At 55.6% G+C, this 19,240-nt stretch carries 18 protein-coding genes; 13 read left to right on the forward strand and 5 right to left on the reverse strand.

Features of this window, described 5'->3' with window-relative positions; genetic code table 11:
- Window positions 1-117 precede the first annotated feature (117 nt).
- From tauA to tauD, 4 genes are read left to right on the forward strand one after another with little or no spacing between them, the layout of a single operon-like run.
- Entirely contained in the window at window positions 118-1,080 is a 963-nt protein-coding gene (gene tauA, locus AC3WOK_RS16030) for a taurine ABC transporter substrate-binding protein (RefSeq protein WP_042716721.1), read from the forward strand.
- Between the two features lie 10 nt (window positions 1,081-1,090).
- A complete protein-coding gene (gene tauB / locus AC3WOK_RS16035; RefSeq protein WP_063429194.1) occupies window positions 1,091-1,858 on the forward strand; it encodes a taurine ABC transporter ATP-binding subunit in 768 nt (255 codons plus the stop codon).
- A complete protein-coding gene (gene tauC, locus AC3WOK_RS16040) occupies window positions 1,855-2,682 on the forward strand; it encodes a taurine ABC transporter permease TauC (RefSeq protein ID WP_059310487.1) in 828 nt (275 codons plus the stop codon). Before tauB ends, tauC begins: the two co-directional genes overlap by 4 nt.
- The gene (gene tauD, locus AC3WOK_RS16045; protein ID WP_010427974.1) at window positions 2,679-3,527 is read left to right on the forward strand and encodes a taurine dioxygenase; all 849 of its coding nucleotides are present in this window, start codon (window positions 2,679-2,681) and stop codon (window positions 3,525-3,527) included. Before tauC ends, tauD begins: the two co-directional genes overlap by 4 nt.
- Before the next feature lie 104 nt (window positions 3,528-3,631).
- On the opposite strand, the gene olsF is transcribed toward tauD, so the two are convergent.
- Together olsF and hemB are read right to left on the reverse strand one after the other, a co-directional pair.
- Window positions 3,632-5,332, reverse strand: coding sequence for a bifunctional ornithine lipid synthase OlsF (gene olsF, locus AC3WOK_RS16050; protein ID WP_447855154.1), 1,701 nt, complete (start codon window positions 5,330-5,332; stop codon window positions 3,632-3,634).
- Between the two features lie 72 nt (window positions 5,333-5,404).
- Window positions 5,405-6,379 (reverse strand): porphobilinogen synthase, encoded by a 975-nt coding sequence (gene hemB, locus AC3WOK_RS16055; protein ID WP_025756233.1) that lies wholly within the window; start codon window positions 6,377-6,379, stop codon window positions 5,405-5,407.
- A 451-nt stretch (window positions 6,380-6,830) separates the two neighbouring features.
- Between hemB and AC3WOK_RS16060 the strand changes: the two genes are divergently transcribed.
- Together AC3WOK_RS16060 and AC3WOK_RS16065 are read left to right on the forward strand one after the other, a co-directional pair.
- A complete protein-coding gene (locus AC3WOK_RS16060) occupies window positions 6,831-9,605 on the forward strand; it encodes an autotransporter YaiT-related protein (RefSeq protein ID WP_492354803.1) in 2,775 nt (924 codons plus the stop codon).
- Between the two features lie 86 nt (window positions 9,606-9,691).
- A complete protein-coding gene (locus tag AC3WOK_RS16065; protein ID WP_047347322.1) occupies window positions 9,692-10,315 on the forward strand; it encodes a helix-turn-helix domain-containing protein in 624 nt (207 codons plus the stop codon).
- A gap of 2 nt (window positions 10,316-10,317) precedes the next feature.
- Here the strand turns inward: AC3WOK_RS16065 and ampH are convergent, their stop codons facing one another.
- Window positions 10,318-11,478: a D-alanyl-D-alanine-carboxypeptidase/endopeptidase AmpH gene (gene ampH / locus AC3WOK_RS16070; protein WP_029739742.1), complete on the reverse strand. Its 1,161-nt coding sequence runs from the start codon at window positions 11,476-11,478 to the stop codon at window positions 10,318-10,320.
- 204 nt (window positions 11,479-11,682) lie between these two features.
- On the opposite strand from ampH, the gene AC3WOK_RS16075 reads away from it, so the two are divergent.
- The 3 genes from AC3WOK_RS16075 (at window position 11,683) to AC3WOK_RS16085 (ending at window position 14,663) form a co-directional block, all read left to right on the forward strand.
- Window positions 11,683-12,216 (forward strand): isochorismatase family protein, encoded by a 534-nt coding sequence (locus tag AC3WOK_RS16075; protein ID WP_063955284.1) that lies wholly within the window; start codon window positions 11,683-11,685, stop codon window positions 12,214-12,216.
- Window positions 12,217-12,330: 114 nt separating this feature from the next.
- Window positions 12,331-13,551, forward strand: coding sequence for a peptide antibiotic transporter SbmA (gene sbmA, locus AC3WOK_RS16080; RefSeq protein WP_063429208.1), 1,221 nt, complete (start codon window positions 12,331-12,333; stop codon window positions 13,549-13,551).
- 14 nt (window positions 13,552-13,565) lie between these two features.
- Entirely contained in the window at window positions 13,566-14,663 is a 1,098-nt protein-coding gene (locus AC3WOK_RS16085; RefSeq protein WP_063955286.1) for a DUF1615 domain-containing protein, read from the forward strand.
- Here the strand turns inward: AC3WOK_RS16085 and AC3WOK_RS16090 are convergent.
- Window positions 14,660-14,959 carry a DUF2755 family protein gene (locus tag AC3WOK_RS16090; RefSeq protein ID WP_047347318.1) on the reverse strand — a complete coding sequence of 100 codons (300 nt, stop codon included), beginning with the start codon at window positions 14,957-14,959 and terminating at the stop codon, window positions 14,660-14,662. The two genes, AC3WOK_RS16085 and AC3WOK_RS16090, sit on opposite strands and share 4 nt — an antisense overlap.
- Window positions 14,960-15,207: 248 nt before the next feature.
- Between AC3WOK_RS16090 and AC3WOK_RS16095 the strand changes: the two genes are divergently transcribed.
- The gene (locus AC3WOK_RS16095) at window positions 15,208-15,444 is read left to right on the forward strand and encodes a DUF2754 domain-containing protein (protein ID WP_047347317.1); all 237 of its coding nucleotides are present in this window, start codon (window positions 15,208-15,210) and stop codon (window positions 15,442-15,444) included.
- On the opposite strand, the gene ddlA is transcribed toward AC3WOK_RS16095, so the two are convergent.
- Window positions 15,441-16,541, reverse strand: coding sequence for a D-alanine--D-alanine ligase (gene ddlA / locus AC3WOK_RS16100; RefSeq protein ID WP_447855156.1), 1,101 nt, complete (start codon window positions 16,539-16,541; stop codon window positions 15,441-15,443). The genes AC3WOK_RS16095 and ddlA overlap by 4 nt on opposite strands.
- A gap of 103 nt (window positions 16,542-16,644) precedes the next feature.
- On the opposite strand from ddlA, the gene AC3WOK_RS16105 reads away from it, so the two are divergent.
- The 3 genes from AC3WOK_RS16105 to iraP all read left to right on the forward strand — a co-directional run bounded on the left by AC3WOK_RS16105 (window position 16,645) and on the right by iraP (window position 19,181).
- On the forward strand, window positions 16,645-17,328 hold the full coding sequence (locus AC3WOK_RS16105; RefSeq protein WP_059310496.1) for an extensin-like domain-containing protein: 684 nt from the start codon (window positions 16,645-16,647) through the stop codon (window positions 17,326-17,328).
- A gap of 168 nt (window positions 17,329-17,496) precedes the next feature.
- Window positions 17,497-18,711, forward strand: coding sequence for a multidrug efflux MFS transporter (locus AC3WOK_RS16110; RefSeq protein ID WP_059310497.1), 1,215 nt, complete (start codon window positions 17,497-17,499; stop codon window positions 18,709-18,711).
- 209 nt (window positions 18,712-18,920) lie between these two features.
- Window positions 18,921-19,181, forward strand: coding sequence for an anti-adapter protein IraP (gene iraP / locus AC3WOK_RS16115; protein WP_024906786.1), 261 nt, complete (start codon window positions 18,921-18,923; stop codon window positions 19,179-19,181).
- Window positions 19,182-19,240: the final 59 nt, after the last annotated feature.

The raw sequence follows: 19,240 nt of genomic DNA on the forward strand, positions 1-19,240 counted from the left end.
TATCCTTTGCCGGTTTTTTTCTAAAAACGATTCGGAATGAGCGATACCTTTTTATTCCTTTATCAAAATTCCCGCGCCGGAAATACTGCCCTCATAACAACAAGGGGAGCAGGCACTATGGCAATTTCATCGCGAATCACATTACTCGGCGCACTGGCGCTGTGGGCTTTTCAGGCGCAGGCGGTGGACGTCACCGTCGCGTATCAAACCTCTGCGGAACCGGCGAAAGTCGCGCAGGCGGATAACACCTTTGCGAAAGAGAGCGGGGCGAAAGTCGACTGGCGTAAGTTCGACAGCGGGGCGTCCGTGGTGCGTGCGTTAGCCTCCGGCGACGTGCAGATCGGCAATATCGGATCCAGCCCGCTGGCGGTCGCGGCCAGCCAGCAGGTGCCAATTGAGGTGTTCCTGCTTGCCTCGCAGCTCGGTAACTCTGAAGCGCTGGTGGTGAAGAAAAACATCACCAAACCGGAAGACCTGATCGGCAAACGTATCGCCGTGCCGTTTATTTCCACTACCCACTACAGCCTGCTAGCGGCGCTGAAACACTGGGGCATCAAGCCGGGTCAGGTACAAATTCTCAACCTCCAGCCGCCGGCGATTATCGCGGCCTGGCAGCGCGGCGATATTGACGGGGCTTACGTCTGGGCGCCGGCGGTGAACGAGCTGGAAAAAGACGGCACCGTGCTGACTGACTCTGAAAAAGTGGGCCAGTGGGGCGCGCCAACCCTCGACGTGTGGGTCGTGCGCAAAGACTTTGCCGAGAAACATCCTGAGGTGGTGAAAGCCTTTGCGAAAAGCGCGATTGACGCCCAGCAGCCGTACATCAGCAATCCGGATGAATGGCTGAAGCAGCCCGCCAACCTGGAAAAACTCTCCCGCCTGAGCGGCGTGCCGGAGGCGGACGTGCCGGGACTGGTGAAAGGCAATACCTATCTGACACCCGCACAGCAGGTACAGCAGCTGACGGGGCCGGTGAACAAAGCGATTGTGGATACGGCCACCTTCCTGAAAGAGCAGGGCAAAGTGCCCGCGGTGGCGGCGGATTACAGCCAGTACGTGACCGATCGTTTTGTGAAATAAGGAGTTCGCCATGCTGAATATTACGAACCTGTATGCCGATTACGGTGGTAAACCCGCGCTGGAGGACATCAACCTGACGCTGGACAGCGGTGAGCTGCTGGTGGTGCTGGGCCCGTCCGGGTGCGGAAAAACCACGCTGCTGAATCTGATCGCCGGGTTTGTCCCTTATCAGCATGGCACCATTCAACTGGAAGGCAAAAAGGTTGAAGGCCCGGGCGCCGAGCGCGGCGTGGTCTTCCAGAATGAAGGGCTGCTCCCCTGGCGCAACGTGCAGGAAAACGTGGCGTTTGGTCTGCAGCTGGCGGGTGTTAATCGTGAACTGCGGCTGGAAACGGCACGGGCGATGCTGAAAAAAGTGGGGCTGGAAGGGGCGGAAAAACGCTTTATCTGGCAGCTTTCCGGCGGCCAGCGGCAGCGCGTAGGTATTGCCCGCGCGCTGGCCGCAAACCCGCAGCTGTTGCTGCTGGACGAGCCTTTCGGGGCGCTGGATGCCTTCACCCGCGAGCAGATGCAAACCCTGCTGCTGCGCCTGTGGCATGAGACGGGCAAGCAGGTGCTGTTGATTACCCACGATATCGAAGAGGCGGTGTTTATGGCGACCGAACTGGTGCTGCTCTCGCCGGGGCCGGGCCGCGTGCTGGAGCGTTTGCCGCTGGATTTCGCCCGCCGCTACGTCGCGGGAGAACCCGTGCGCAGCATCAAATCCGATCCGCTGTTTATCGAACAGCGTGAATACGTCTTAAGCCGCGTGTTTGAACAACGGGAGGCTTTCTCATGAGCATCGTCTTCAGTGAAAAAACGCGCCGCACGCGTCTGGCGCTGCGCTGGCCTTTCTCTCGTCAGTTAACCCTCAGCGTCGGCACGCTGCTGGTATTGCTGGCGGTATGGTGGGCGGTTGCTGCCCAGCAGTGGGTCAGCCCGCTGTTTCTGCCGCCGCCGGGACAGGTGCTGACCAAACTCATTACCATCGCCGGGCCGCAGGGCTTTATGGATGCCACGCTCTGGCAGCATCTTGGGGCAAGTCTGACGCGCATTCTGGTGGCGCTGCTGGCGGCGGTCATCATCGGTATTCCTGTGGGCATTGCGATGGGGCTGAGCCCGACGGTGCGCGGTATCCTCGACCCGCTGATTGAGCTTTACCGCCCGGTGCCGCCGTTGGCGTATCTGCCGTTGATGGTTATCTGGTTCGGCATCGGCGAGACGTCAAAAATCCTGCTGATCTACCTGGCGATTTTCGCCCCGGTCGCCATGTCGGCGCTGGCGGGCGTGAAGAGCGCCCAGCAGGTGCGGATCCGCGCGGCGCAGTCGCTGGGAGCCAGCCGCACGCAGGTGCTGCTGTTCGTTATTTTACCGGGCGCACTGCCGGAAATTTTAACCGGGCTGCGCATCGGCCTTGGCGTGGGCTGGTCAACGCTGGTGGCGGCAGAGCTGATTGCCGCCACGCGAGGGTTAGGGTTTATGGTGCAGTCGGCGGGAGAGTTCCTGGCGACTGACGTGGTACTGGCAGGGATCGCGGTGATCGCCGCGATCGCCTTTGGATTAGAACTGGGGCTGCGCGCGTTACAGCGCCGCCTGACGCCCTGGCATGGAGAAATACAATGAGTGAACGTCTGACCATTACCCCGCTGGGGCCGTACATTGGCGCGCAGGTGTCGGGCCTGGATGTGACCCGTCCGCTGAGCGATAACCAGTTCGAGCAGCTGTACCACGCGGTACTGCGTCATCAGGTGGTGTTCCTGCGCGAACAGGCGATCACCCCGCAGCAGCAGCGCGCGCTGGCGCTGCGTTTTGGCGACCTGCATATCCACCCGGTCTATCCGCATGCGGAAGGCGTGGAGGAGATTATCGTTCTGGACACCCACAACGATAACCCGCCGGATAACGACAACTGGCACACCGACGTGACCTTTATCGAGACGCCGCCGGCCGGGGCGATTCTGGCGGCGAAGCTGCTGCCGGAGACGGGCGGCGATACGCTGTGGGCCAGCGGCATTGCGGCCTTTGAGGCGCTCTCCGCGCCGTTCCGGACGCTGCTGAGCGGGCTGCGCGCAGAGCACGACTTCAAAAAATCGTTCCAGGAGTACAAGTACCGTAAAACGGAAGAGGAACATCAGCGCTGGCAGGAGGCTGTCGCAAAACACCCGCCGCTGCTGCACCCGGTGGTGCGTACCCATCCGGTCACGGGCAAGCAGGCGCTGTTTGTGAACGAAGGGTTCACAACGCGCATCGTGGACGTATCCGAGAAAGAGAGTGAGGCGCTGCTGGGGTTCCTCTTCGCGCATATCACCAAGCCGGAGTTTCAGGTGCGCTGGCGCTGGCAGGAGAACGACCTGGCGATCTGGGATAACCGGGTAACACAGCACTATGCCAATGCGGACTATCTTCCGCAGCGCCGGATTATGCAGCGGGCGACGATTTTGGGGGATAAGCCGTTTTACCGTCCTTGAACCGTCGCACCCGTAGGCCGGGTAAGGCGTAGCCGCCACCCGGCAATTGTGCACCGTTCTTGCCGGGTGGCGCTGCGCTTACCCGGCCTACAAAAACCGCACATTTAAAGGTGCGCCTCAATATACCGCTGATAGCGGTTCGCCTTCAGGTAACACAAATCCACCAGCACCAGCCCGTCGACGCAGTCGTTAAATGCCGGGTCGCTGCCAAAATCAATAAACTGCACGCCGCCGGGTTCGCAGAGCTCGGAATATTGCTTGTAGAGCGGCGGAATGCCGCAGCCCAGATTGCCGAGCAGGGATTTCAGCTTCGTCAGATCGTCCACGTAATCCACGCCGCCAAACTGCGCGAGCACGTCCGGAAGCGATGCGGGATACGGCTGACGTGAGGCGGCTAGCGGATGGCTTGCCGGGAACCACAGGCGGTAAAATGCCACCAGCAGATCCCGCGCGGCAGGCGGTAAGCCACCGGAGATGGAGACCGGGCCAAACAGGTAGCGGTAGTGCGGATAACGCGCCAGATAAGCCCCAATCCCGGACCATAAATAATCCAGGCCGCGGCGTCCCCAGTAGCGCGGCTGAATGAAGCTGCGCCCCAGTTCAATACCGTGTTCCAGCACGTCCTGCATTTTGTCGTCGTAGTGGAACAGGCTATAGCTGTACAACCCTTCCAGACCGCGACGTTCAACCTGTTTTGCGGTCGGCATAAAGCGATATGCGCCGACGATCTCCAGATCCTCTTCATCCCAGAGGATCAGGTGCAGATAATCGTCATCATAGCTGTCCGTGTCCCGGCGTTTGCCGCTCCCTTCCTCCACGGCGCGAAAGGCAATCTCGCGCAGGCGGCCCAGTTCGCGCAGCAGCGGGGCATCTTCCTGACCGTTGCGCTGCCACAGGTAGATGGTTTTGCCGTCGCTGGTTTTCCCCAGGCACTCGGCCTGCGCCAGTTCACGCCTCAGCATAGCCCGGTCTTCAGGACGGGCAATGGCGCACTGGGTTCTAAAGACGCCAGGCACTCCCTTGCCAAGACGCATCACGTGCTGACGACACTGCTCGGCCATCTCACGCGACGAAAGGGTGGCGCTATGCCAGTGATGCCACGCAATCTGCTGGCCGATTTTAATCGGCAGCTGGCTGTGGCGGCGGCGAAACATTTGCTGCATCAACAGCAGCATCGACAGCGTCGGCGACACCAGCGTGCTGGCATAAAAGAGCAGGCTGTTATGCGCCTGAATATGCACCGGCAGCAGCGGGGCGCGCAGCTTGCCGGCGAGTTTGATAAAGCCTGAGTGCCACTTTTTATCGCGGACGCCTTTTCGCGTCGGCCGGGAAACTTCTCCCGCCGGGAAGAAGATCAGCACGCCTGCGTTTTGCAGATGCTGTTCCATCTGGATCAGGGACGATTTCGCCGTCCTGCCGCCCATATTGTCCACCGGAATAAACAGCGAGCTGAGGGGCTCAAGGTGGGTCAGCATCCGGTTGGTCACGACTTTAACGTCGCGCCGTACGCGGGAGACGGCGTACATCAGCGCCAGCCCGTCCAGCGTACCCGTCGGGTGGTTGGCAATAATGACCAGCGGGCCATGTTCGGGGATTTGTTCGAGATCGCGGGCGGAAACGGTGCAGAGAATATCAAGATGTTCCAGAACTTGCTCCACCATATCCAGTCCTTTCAGGTGGCGGTGTGCTGCGGCAAACTGCTGAAACTCGTCTTCGTAAAACAGTCTTTTTAACAGACTTTTTTGCCAGGGTGCAGGCCTCGCCTGAGGCCAAAGATCGTCGAGAACGCTATCGAGGCTAAACATGGTCACTCCTCCTGCCGTCTTGCCCAGACAGTAGAAGGAGGAGATGTCGGTTGTATTGCAGTTTGGTGAAGATTAGCGGAGGATTTTCTTCTCTGCCAGATCCAGTGCGAAGTAGCTGAAGATCAGATCCGCGCCGGCGCGCTTGATCGCCCCCAGGCTTTCCAGGATCACTTTCTCTTCGTCAATCGCACCGGCCAGAGCAGCGAATTTGATCATCGCGTACTCGCCGCTGACCTGATAAGCCCCCAGTGGCAGCTCGGTGCGCTCGCGGATGTCGCGCAGGATATCAAGATACGCGCCCGCTGGTTTCACCATCAGGCAGTCTGCGCCCTGGGCTTCATCGAGCAGGGATTCGCGGATCGCTTCCCGGCGGTTCAGCGGGTTCATCTGATAGGTTTTACGATCGCCCTTCAGTGCCGTACCGGCAGCTTCGCGGAACGGGCCGTAGAAGGAGGAGGCGAATTTGGTGGAGTAGGACATGATGGCGGTATCGGTAAAGCCCGCCGCATCCAGCGCCTGACGAATCGCCTGAACCTGTCCGTCCATCGCGGCAGAAGGCGCAATGAAATCCGCACCGGCAGCAGCCGCAACGACAGCCTGCTTGCCAAGGTTAAGCAGGGTAGCATCGTTATCCACGCCATGATCGCACAGCACGCCGCAGTGGCCGTGTGAGGTATATTCACAGAAGCAGGTGTCTGACATCACCACCATTTCCGGCACGGTCTCTTTGCAGATACGCGACATGCGGGCGACGAGGCCATCTTCTTTCCACGCATCGCTGCCGGTGGCGTCGGTATGGTGAGAAATGCCGAAGGTCATCACCGAGCGGATCCCCGCGTTGGCGATACGTTCGATCTCACGTGCCAGATGTTTCTCCGGAATGCGCATTACGCCCGGCATGGCTTCGATGGCCTTATAGTCATCAATCTCTTCTTCGACAAAAATCGGCAACACCAGATCGTTTAAGGTCAGGGTTGTCTCTTCAAACATGGCGCGCAGTGCAGGTGACTTGCGCAGGCGGCGGGGGCGTGCAATTAAATCGGTCATGGTATGCCTGATGTTTGTGGAACAAAGAAGGCTAGTGTACCTCAAAGTGGAGGCTGTGGTTTTACGAAAGTGGGCTTTTTGTTTTTGCAAAATGCGGCAGGTCAGGCTTTATCTCATCAATATATAATTCAGGGAAGTATCACTCTGAAAGAATGATGAGATATTCGCGCTGCTTCTATATTGGAGTGAATATATAATTAAAAATGATCCATTATTTCTTGTGATATTTTTTGCATGGCTTTTCTCGTATTTTAAGTTTCTGTTTTGATAATGTTTATTTGTAGTGGTTTATCGTTTCGTGGTTTCAGAGTGTTATTTGTCTGGATACGGACTTAATGGAAACATTCATTGAACCTTTTCGAAATGAAAATGCATAATTCCCTCCGCAATTAAATATTGCCAAATGATTTGATGGACAAACTTGCTTACGTCCCTGAGGAGGGATGACCCAATGCAAACATGGAAAAAGAAACTGGTTGTATCTCAACTTGCATTAGCCTGCACCCTGGCTATCGCTTCTCAGGCCAATGCGAAAGATATTTCTGGAACGACATATAATACTTTTGGATATGATAATACCGCTTCTACGCCCTGGTATTATGGTTATGCTGACTGGAATTACTCCGGTGTCAGTCATGACGGTGATATTTACCCGGTGATTAATAAATCCACCGTGAATGGTGTTATTTCAACGTATTATCTGGATGATGGTATCAATGGTCGGGCGAATGCATTGAGCATTTCCAATAGCACCATTAATGGCATGATTACCTCAGAGTGCATGACCACAACATGTGCTGACGGCCTGGATACTGACGGCACCAATCATTCTCAGTACGATCGCTTTAGCCTGACCGTCGATAATTCCACCATTAACGATACGTACGAGCATTATGCGTATGATGACGTGAATGGGGAAAACACGGAAAAACACTATCTGGACACATATGGTCTGGGTAATGCGATTACCCTGGATGTGGAATCAGATATTGTTATCCAGAATAATTCACACGTCGCCGGTATAACCCTGACGCAGGGTTATCAGGAGCTGGATAATACCCCGTACGACGGTGTTGAAGGCGTAGCCAATAGCAGCAACGTCTTTACCGACACGCTGTTGGTGAAAGATTCTGTATTGACCTCTGGCGCCTACAGTGATTTAGGCACCAGCGGCTTCTACGGCCAAACCGCGAAACCGAGCGATTACGGTGAAACCAACGCAACAGCGGCAGATGATGCGGCGCTGATCGTGGCCGCTGGCGCGTCTGATAACGCGATGCAAACGACCGCAACGTTTGATCACTCCACCGTGACTGGCGATATTCTTTTCTCCAGCACCTTCGATAACAACTTCTACCCGAACGGTGACCCGGCAACCGATACCACTCAGGACGGCGTGTATAACCCAACCACCAACGGCTGGGATGGCACCGATAAGCTGGATGTCACCCTGACCAACGGCAGCAAGTGGGTGGGTGCCGCTCAGTCCAGCGTCGAGGCTATCGGCACGGCGCAGATGTATGGCCTGGGCTACAGCAACGTAGACTGGAGTAGTCTGTCCCCTAACAGCATTTGGCCGGATTCCACCTATGACAGCAACGGGCACGTTGCGGGTGAAGCGGTGTACCAGAGCGGTCTGTTTAACATCGCGCTGGATAACGGCTCTGAGTGGGATACCCGCAAGCTGTCTAACATCGACGCGCTGACGGTAAACAACCGCTCTCAGGTCAATGTTGAAAACTCTGGACTGCTGGCGGATACCATCACCCTGACCAATTCCTCATCATTGAACATTGGTGACAGCGGCGGCGTGGCGACCGACCATCTGTATCTGGACAGCTATAGCCGTGCGGCACTGACGGAAGAAACGGCCGAACTGTATGCTAACACCATCACCGTGGATAACGGTGCAGAGCTGGCGCTGGGGCTGGGTCAGGTTGATACGCACAATATGGTTCTGACCGATGGTGGTGTGCTGAACGTTGCCAGCCGTGATTACGTGCTGAACAGCGATCTGAACAACGCACGCTATATCACCAACGATATTCACCAGGCTGATTACGACCACGGCGTTGTGGCGATTAACTCTGACGGCCATCTGGCGGTGAACGGTGATGTCGCAGGCAACTACAAAGTCCGTATCGACGACGCGACCGGTGCCGGTTCCGTTGCTGATTACAAAAATAAAGAGATTATCCGCGTCTATGACAATAACGCGGACACCAATGCCAGCTTTACTGCTGCAAACAAAGCCGATTTAGGTGCTTATACCTACCAGGCGAAGCAGCAGGGTGACACCGTTGTTCTGCAGCAGAAAGAGTTGACTGACTACGCCAACATGGCGCTGAGCATTCCTTCTGCCAATACCAATATCTGGAACCTGCAGCAGGATACCGTAGGCACGCGTCTGACCAACAGCCGTCACGGCCTGGCGGATAACGGCGGGGCGTGGGTAAGCTACTTCGGCGGCAACTTCGACGGTGACAATGGCGTTATCAGCTACGATCAGGACGTGAGCGGTATTATGGTGGGTCTGGATACCCAGATTGACGGTAATAACGCGAAGTGGATCGTCGGTGGTGCGGCAGGGTTTGCGAAGGGTGATATCAGCGATCGTACCGGTCAGGTCGATCAGGATAGCCAGACGGCGATGCTCTATGCGTCGGCGAAGTTTGCGAACGATGTGTTCCTCGACAGCTCACTGAGCTACACCCGCTTCAACAGCGATCTCTCCGCTAATATGAGCAACGGCCAATATGTTGACGGCAATACCACCAGCGATGCTGTTGGTTTTGGTCTGAAACTGGGCTATGACTGGAAACCTAACCTCTCTGGCTATGTTACGCCATACGCAGCTGTGTCTGGCCTGTTCCAGTCTGGTGATGATTATCGCCTGAGTAATGACATGCGCATGGACGGGCAATCTTACGATAGCCTGCGATATGAGCTCGGTGTTGATACGGGTTACACCTTCAACTACGGCGGCGATCAGGCTCTGACGCCTTACTTTAAACTGGCCTACGTCTATGACGATGCCGATAACAGTGCTGACATTAACGGTGACAGCATTGATAACGGCGTGAAAGGTTCAGCCGTACGTGTAGGGCTGGGTACTCAGTTCAGCTTCACCAAAAACTTCAGTGCGTACACTGATGCCACTTATCTGGGCGGCGGCGACGTTGATCAGAACTGGGGCGCCAATGTCGGTGTGAAATATACCTGGTAATGCATAAAAGCGGGGGAGAATATCCCCCGCTTTTTTTTCGATAAAAATAATAGTGAACCGACAAATACGGATGCCTTGAGGTCTGCATGAACGTTAATGCGAAACCACTTTCTGAATTACGCCGGCTCGAACAGTGTCTGATAGCAGCCAGTACGCCTTTTAAATCTGCACCGCAACAATTAATTACTTCCGGCGAGCGTGATGAACCCCGCACTATCGTATTACAAACCGGTGTCATGGAAATCCATCGACATTCAGATGAATTGCTGGTGGGCATTGCGAGGGCCCCTTTTATTCTGGGACTTTCCACGTTGATGATTAACCACTGTCAGGAATACAGAGTGATAGCCAAAACACCCTGCACGGGTTTTTATTTGCCCACTGAAACCACTCGTCAACTGATACAACAGCATGCTCTGTGGAAAGAGGCATTCTGTTGGTTATCCTGGATAAATCACATTCTTGAAAAACGCGATATGCAGCTGGTGGGAAATAATTCCTATCACCAGATCCGCGCCATGCTGTTGAATATGGCGGAGTGGGATGAAACGTTGCGCTCAAAAATTGGTGTGATGAATCATATTCAACAAAGCACGCGTATTTCACGTTCAGTGGTGGCAGAGGTGCTCGCGGCCCTGCGGCAAGGAAATTACATCAATATGAGCCGGGGCAAGCTGGTCAGCATTAACCGCTTGCCCACGGAATATTAGATTTAGTTAGACGCCGTGAGAACCTGTGCTTTGTTGGCGCTCAGTTCAGCCACTAAATTATTAATACCGTCACTCATATTAACGAAGCGCGTGTGCGGGGAGCGGGTGACCACCACAAACGCGCCCACGTTTGACTGTGGGATCATTGCCATATAGGTAATGAACCCGCCGCCGCCGCCAGTTTTCTGAATAATACCCGGACGGCCATTTTTCGGCGCCATATAGACCCAGCCCATGCCGAGCGCATCGGCTTTACCCGGCACGTCCATCCCGATAACGCGGTGCAGCTGAGTACGCTGATAAATCAGGGTCTGCATACGATCGGCCTGGCTGCTGCGAGCGTAGAAATCCGATGAGAGGAACTGCTGCATCCAGCGCATCATGTCGCCAGGGGTGGAATACACTCCGCCACTGCCTACGGCAGCCAGCGTGTTATTACAGGGGCTTGCGCCTTTCTCCGCCACCATCAGGCGACGGCACTGATCCGGGGACGGGGTAAAGGTGGTGTCTTTCATGCCCAGTGGACGGGTTATCTGCTCTTCAAACAGCTGCGTGTAGGGTTTGCCAGCCGCCGTCGAGAGGGCATCCGCCAGCAGGTCAAACGCCAGGTTTGAATAAGAGGCTTGCGAACCTGGGGCCGCCTTCAGCGTGGCGGTACTCAGGTAGCTCCAGCGCTGGTCGCGCGTTGGCCAGACAAATACGTCACGATGCGCTGCCCCGCCAGGCTGCTCGCGCGGCAGAGCGCTGGTGTGGGTGGCAAGGTTCACAAGCCGGATCGGCGTGCCCTGATATGTCGGAACCCGGGCACCTGGCGGCGCGTATTTGCTGAGCGGGTCGTCGAGTTTCACCACGCCCTGGTCGAGCAGTTTTACCAGCATTTCGCTGGTCATCAGCTTGGTTAAGGACGCGATGCGGATAACGGAATCCAGCTGCGGGTGAACGTTATTTCCTGGGCGCGTTTCGCCAAAGCTGCGGAACACGCGCTGGTTGCCGTCGATGACAACCATCGCCATCCCGGTCGCGCCGCTACCGTAATAGATAAGGTTCGCGTAGCGATCGGCAATGTCTGAAGCTAAAACGGGCGCCGTCAGCGGTTGGGCTGCCTGGGCGGTAGAAAAGCTCACCGCACACAGCGCGGCAAAAGAGAGCAGACAACGTTTCAACGAAAAGCATCCATGAAGTGAATTAGGAAAGTAATGGGTATTTATACTACTAATCGGTACCGCGCAATGCCCAGAATTGCATAACGATAGCGAGAAAAACGTAACCATGGGTAAATATGAACAATTTACTTGCGAGCCATCTCCCATTTTGTGACATCGGGCTTATGATAGGCACCAGTGTCACTCAATCTTACGGAGAACGGTATGTCTGAAAAGCGTGTGGTTATGGTTGTCGATATGCAGAACGGGGTATTTGAAACCCCGCGTCATCAGCGCGAAAAGTGCGTCTCTCTGATCAACCAGCTTACGCAGGCAGCCGACAAGGTGATTTTTATTCAGCATACCGAGACCGGGGGGCTGGAAGAGGGAAGTGAAGGGTTTGCGCTACTGCCTGAGCTCAATCAGCCGGCTGACGCACTTTACGTGACCAAAACCGCCTGTGATGCCTTCTATAACACCGCGCTTGAGGCGCTGCTGCGTGAGCAGGGCATTCGCGAGTTTGTCATCTGCGGCTGCGCCACCGATTACTGTGTCGACGCGACCATTAAAAACGGCGTCAGTCGGGGCTACCACATTACCGTGGCGGAAGATGCCCATACCACCGCCAATCGCCCGGCGGCTGATGCGCAGGTTCTGATTAACCACTACAACGACGTCTGGCGCGACTTCATCGCACCCGCGAATCCTCTCGCGGTGAAACGCACCGAAACAATTCTCGAAAACTGGAAAGCGAACTAATAATCAACCCTCGGGTCTGACCTTTTTGCCTGAGCCGCCAGGCTGGCTCAGGCAGATTTTCGTGTGGTGATGTGTTGTGCACAGCAACAGCCATAACAACAAGAAGGAAGCATTATGTTTAAGTCTTTTTTCCCAAAGCCGGGGCCTTTTTTCCTGTCGGCATTTATTTGGGCACTCATCGCTGTCATTTTCTGGCAGGCGGGCGGCGGCGCATGGCTGACGCGCATCACGGGGGCAACGGGCGATGTACCGATTAGCGCCGCGCGCTTCTGGTCGCTGAGCTATCTGCTGTTTTATGCTTACTACACGGTATGCGTGGGGCTGTTTGCGCTGTTCTGGTTTGTTTATTCTCCGCACCGCTGGCAGTACTGGTCTATTCTCGGCACATCCCTGATTATCTTTGTGACCTGGTTCCTCGTGGAGGTGGGCGTGGCGGTTAACGCCTGGTATGCGCCGTTCTACGATCTGATCCAGACTGCGCTGAGTTCGCCGCACAAAGTGACCATTAACCAGTTCTACCATGAAGTCGGGATCTTCCTCGGTATCGCCCTTATTGCGGTGATCATCGGCGTGATGAACAACTTCTTCGTCAGCCACTACGTTTTCCGCTGGCGTACCGCAATGAACGAACATTACATGGCGCACTGGCAGCACCTGCGCCATATCGAAGGTGCCGCGCAGCGTGTGCAGGAAGACACCATGCGTTTCGCCTCCACCCTTGAAGACATGGGCGTCAGCTTTATCAACGCCATTATGACGCTGATTGCCTTCCTGCCCGTACTGGTGACGCTCTCCGCGCATGTGCCGGATCTGCCGATTGTGGGTCACCTGCCGTATGGTCTGGTGATTGCCGCAATTGTCTGGTCGCTGATGGGAACAGGCCTGCTGGCGGTGGTCGGGATCAAACTGCCGGGCCTGGAGTTTAAAAATCAACGCGTCGAAGCCGCATACCGTAAAGAGCTGGTTTACGGCGAAGATGATGCCAACCGCGCCTCGCCGCCGACCGTCCGCGAGCTGTTTGGCGCCGTGCGTCGTAACTATTTCCGTCTCTACTTCCACTATATGTATTTCAACATCGCGCGTATTTTGTATCTGCAGGTGGACAACGTTTTCGGTTTGTTCCTGCTGTTTCCGTCGATTGTTGCGGGTACGATTACGCTCGGTCTGATGACGCAGATCACCAACGTTTTCGGTCAGGTTCGTGGCTCTTTCCAGTACCTGATCAGCTCATGGACTACGCTGGTAGAACTGATGTCCATCTACAAACGTCTGCGCAGTTTTGAACGCGAGCTGGACGATCGTGACCTGCAGGAAGTTACCAATACATTTAGCTAATACAGGAAGTTGCTATGACTTTTGCCGTACCGCGCGCGTTACCGTTGTCCTTACTGGCCGCTCTTGTGCTGGCGGGCTGTGCCGAAAAGGGGGCCGCTCCGCTCAAAAAGGGCGAGAAGCCCGTTGATGTGGCAAGCGTTGTGCGGCAGAAAATGCCCGCGAGCGTGAAGGATCGCAATGCGTGGGCAGATGCGCTGGCAAAAACCTTTGAAAGCCAAAAGATCGCGCCGACCGAGGAGAACATCTGCTCGGTGCTGGCGGTGGCGCAGCAGGAGTCGATGTACCAGTCAGATCCGGCCGTGCCGGGCCTGAACAAAATTGCCTGGAAAGAGATCGACCGCCGGGCGGAATCCATGCACATCCCGGTGTTCCTCGTGCACACCGCGCTAAAAATCAACTCGCCAAACGGTAAAAGCTACAGCGAGCGGCTGGATTCCGTGAAAACCGAAAAGCAGCTCAGCGCCATCTTTGATGATTTCATCAGCATGGTCCCGATGGGGCAGAAGCTGTTTGGCTCGCTTAACCCGGTACACACCGGTGGCCCGATGCAGGTGAGCATCGCGTTCGCGGAGAAACATACCGACGGCTACCCGTGGAAAATCGACGGTACGGTGCGCCAGGAGGTCTTCTCCCTGCGCGGCGGACTGTGGTTCGGCACGTATCATCTGCTGAACTATCCGGCGAACTACAATGAGCCGCTCTACCGCTTTGCCGACTTTAACGCGGGCTGGTATGCCAGCCGTAACGCGGCATTTCAGAGTGCGGTCAGCCGCGCAAGCGGGGTTAAGCTGGCGCTGGACGGCGATCTTATCGCCTACGGCAGCAGCGAGGCGGGAAGCACCGAGCAGGCAGTACGGAAATTATCGACAACGCTTGGCCTGAGCAACAGCGACATTCGCCGTCAGCTTGAGAAAGGCGACAGCCTGGCATTTGAGAAAACGGATCTGTACAGGAAGGTGTTTGCGCTCGCAGAGCAGAAAAGCGGAAAAACGTTACCGAGGGCTATCCTGCCGGGGATCCAGCTGGAAAGCCCGAAGATCACGCGTAACCTGACCACAGCCTGGTTTGCTAAACGCGTGGACGATCGCCGGGCTCGCTGTATGGGGCTTTAACGGCGACGGCGAAAGCGCAGAACTAACGCGACAACGCCAAGAATCATGCATCCCGTGAGAAAGGGAATCAGGCCGAACAGGGTGCTGACACCAAAACCAATCTCAACCCGCGGGCGTCCGTTGTCCTGGACCTGCATCAGGTGTTCATAAACGCCCGGTGCATGGACCAACATATTGAGCAGCTGCGAGCCGGCCCAGAAGCAGAACAGGACAAACAGGGCATAAGCGATATTACCCGCCGTGGAGGTTTTTGGTTTGCCGCCAAAAATCGGTTTCGACAATGTAAAGTCAGCCATAAGACCTCCCGAAATATCACTCTGTTTCAATACGCGTCGTACAGGGTGAGTTTGACAGGTCATCGCATTTGTCAATATCAGAATCGTGGTAATTTACCCGCCGGAATCCTCCTGGATTGTTGAATTCTGCAGCACATCACAATTTCATCACTTAAGTGAAATTGCGTCGCGTTTCAGAATTTCCGTATCAACCACAGACCTGGCCATAAAACTGTGAGAGGATGTCTTTTTTTCCTGCCGGAGATGTTATGAAGCTCACGTCCAAACTACGCCGTGACTGGCACTACTATGCCTTTGCCATTGGGCTTATCTTTATTCTGAACGGCGTCGTGGGCCTGCTGGGGTTTGAAGCCAAAGGGTGGCAAACGTATGCCGTCGGGCTGGTGACCTGGGTAATCAGTTTCTGGCTGGCGGGTTTGATTATCCGCCGTCGCCCTGAAGAGACGACAGCGGATGAGGCGGAAGCGGCGAAGCGAGCCGATTAACCGTTTACGGAACTTTTAAGCGCGCTGTCGGCGGCGTGACGCTCCAGTGCCAGTTCAATCAGGCGGGTGATCAGCTCCGAGTAGCCCAGCCCGCTCGCCTGCCACAGTTTCGGATACATGCTGATGTTGGTGAACCCCGGCAGCGTGTTGATTTCATTGATCACCACGTCGTTTTCCGGCGTCAGGAACACATCCACCCGCGCCATGCCGCAGCAGCCGAGCGTCTGATAAGCGCGAATGGCGATCGCCCGGATCTTATCGTTGATTGCCGGATCGATATCCGCAGGAACGACAACCTGAGCGCCTTTGTCATCAATGTATTTGGTGTCGTACGAGTAGAAGTCGCTGTTTAAGACCACTTCGCCGCAGGTGCTCGCCTGTGGGAAATCGTTACCCAGTACGGCGCATTCAATTTCACGGCCTTTAATACCCTGCTCAACCACCACCTTATGGTCGAACTCAAACGCCAGGCGGACGGCCTCGGTGAACTGTGCTTCGTCTGTCACTTTGCTGACGCCCACGGAAGAACCCTGGTTTGCAGGCTTCACAAACAGCGGCAGTCCCAGCTGTTCGCTAATCTGCGCGAAACCGTGCTTGTCGCGGTTGGCGCGGGTCAGAGTGACGAACGGCGCAACATTCAGCCCGGCATCGCGCAGCAGGCGCTTGGTGACGTCTTTGTCCATGCAGGCGGCGGAGCCGAGGACGTCTGAACCGACGAACGGCAGGTTGGCCATGCGCAGCATTCCCTGCAGGGAACCATCTTCGCCCAGGGTGCCATGTACGATTGGGAAGACAACGTCAATCTGGGCGAGAGCCTGTGCATTGCCAGCGTCGATGAGCTGCCCTTTCACCACGCCGGGTACGGTCGCGACGCTAATTTCCGAAGGATTAAGGGCGATATGTGCCGGATCGTAGGCGTTAAGCAGATACTGGCTGGCATCGTTAACGTGCCACTGCCCCTGTTTATCAATGCCCAGCAGCACCACGTCGAAACGGCTTTTATCGATCGCATCAACGATATTTTTGGCCGATTGCAATGAAACTTCGTGCTCCGCTGATTTTCCCCCAAAGACAATACCTACGCGCTGCTTAGCCATCTCACTCTCTTCCAGTCTGACGAAAAGCCAATAACATACCACGATGCCCGGCGGGTTTCGCGACCTTCTGCCATACTATTTTGGGGAATGTTGAGGGGGGAGTGTGAAAGGAAAAACGCTGCTGACCATTTTGATTATTGTGGCCGTCGCAACGGTGGGTTACCGCTGGTTGCCGCCTGACTACAACCCTTTCATCCCGCTGACGCTTGACGACCCGCCTGGCCGAATCACCCAGTATAAGCTTCGGCGTTTAACCCCCGAGGCTTGCGCCAGCCTGTTATCCCAGGCTAACCAAAGAGATCTTATCCGCACCCAACCGGTGGCTGACAGCGGCGGGGCGTGTCCGCTTAACAATGTCGTTCGCGTGCGTAGCTTCGGCCCGGTCAGCCTCAACGGCAGTTTTCTTGCCAGCTGTCCGCTGGCGCTCAGCTCTGCGCTGTTTATCAGCCAGCAGGCCCGGCCGCTGGCAAAACGCTATATGGGCAGCGACCTGGCGCGGATCGATCACCTCGGCAGCTATGCCTGCCGCAATATTTACCACCGCCCTGACGCGCGACGCAGTGAACATGCCACGGCAGAGGCACTGGATATCGCCGCCTTTCGGCTGACGAACGGTGAACGCGTCACGGTGCTAAAAGGCTGGAAGGCGGCCAACACGCAGCCATGGCTGAAGGCAATGCTGGCGGCAAGCTGTGGCTACTACGGGAACGGCCTGGGGCCTGAGTATAACGCGGCGCATGCCAACCACTTTCATCTGGGGATGCGCGGTTTTGGGCTCTGCCGCTGAAGCATAATATTCCGCCAGAAAATGGATGATTTGTGACTTATTTCACAAATATGATGACTGGGAAGATAAAACACCAAAGTCATTCAGGCCGCATCTCTGGTGCGACGTCAACACGCGTAACTTGCTAATCTGTCTGCGAATTCGCCTAAAAATGAAGACTATTTCTTTATGGAATCCTGGAAAGTAAATCTCATCTCGGTCTGGTTCGGCTGCTTCTTTACCGGGCTTGCCATCAGCCAGATCTTGCCGTTCCTGCCTCTATACGTTTCACAGCTGGGTGTGACCTCCCATGAAGCGCTTTCCATGTGGTCCGGTCTGACGTTCAGCGTCACGTTTCTGGTGTCCGCCATTGTGTCACCGATGTGGGGCAGCCTGGCCGACCGGAAGGGCCGGAAGCTGATGCTGCTGCGCGCCTCGCTCGGGATGGCGATAGCCATTCTGCTGCAGGCCTTTGCCACCAACGTCTGGCAGCTCTTTTTCCTGAGAGCGGTGATGGGGCTGACGTCCGGGTATATTCCCAACGCTATGGCGCTGGTCGCCTCTCAGGTACCGCGCGAGCGCAGCGGCTGGGCGCTAAGCACGCTCTCCACGGCGCAGATAAGCGGCGTTATCGGTGGCCCGCTGCTGGGGGGCTTTCTGGCGGACCACGTCGGGCTGCGCGCGGTATTTATCATCACCGCGATCCTGCTGGTGGTCAGTTTTCTGGTGACGCTCTTTCTTATCAAAGAGGGAGGCCGCCCGGTTATCAGTAAATCTGAACGCCTCAGCGGCAGGGCCGTTTTCGCCTCGCTGCCTTATCCGGGGCTGATGATCAGCCTGTTCGTGACCACCATGGTTATCCAGCTTTGTAACGGTTCGGTTGGTCCGATTCTGGCGCTGTTTATTAAGTCGATGGAGCCGGAGAGTAACAATATCGCGTTTCTGAGCGGCATGATTGCCGCCGTGCCGGGCGTATCCGCGCTGATTTCCGCGCCGCGTCTTGGAAAACTGGGTGACAGGATCGGCACGGCGCGCATTCTGATGGCGACGCTGATCTTTGCCGTGGTGCTCTTTTTCGCCATGTCGTTTGTCACCTCTCCGCTTCAGCTTGGCGTACTGCGTTTTCTGCTCGGCTTTGCCGATGGCGCAATGTTGCCTGCGGTGCAGACCCTGCTGGTTAAATATTCCAGCGACCAGGTGACGGGGCGTATTTTTGGATATAACCAGTCATTTATGTATTTGGGGAATGTTGCCGGTCCGCTTATTGGTGCTTCCGTTTCCGCAATGGCCGGTTTTCGTTGGGTATTTGCTGCTACGGCGATTGTCGTTTTAATCAATATTATCCAGCTGGCTATTGCGCTGCGTCGCCGCAGGCAAATGGAGGTGGCGAAATCAGGGAGATAACCGTTTCGCTAATGTATTATATATTCTTATGGTAGCCGCATATTTATATAACAAAATGCGGCGTTTTTTTATAGAAAAACGTTTCGCTGACGACGTGGGACGTTTATTTTCGTTCCTGCATCACTTTTGCATACCATAATATATTTCTTCTCTTTGCATAACGGATTCAGAATGCTAACTTCAGAAAAAACTGATAAGGAAATAGCACGATGAAAAATCTGATTGCTGAATTGCTGGTCAAGCTTGCACAAAAGGAAGAAGAGTCAAAAGAACTGGTCGCTCAGGTCGAAGCGCTGGAAATTGTGGTTACCGCGCTGCTGCGGCAGATGGCGAAAACCGATCAACAGGCGTTGATTGAGAGCGTGGAAGGTGCGCTGGACAGCGTCAGGCCTGAATCGCAGGTGCCGGTTGAGGATGCGGAGATGCTCCACCAGTACGTAAAGAAGCTGTTAAGGCATCCGCGCAGCTAAACCGTCACCGGACGTAACGACGTGTCATAGAATTGTCATGCAGGATGCCTATAGTCGCT

The organism is Enterobacter sp. FW301-JW81 (genome assembly GCF_058788735.1).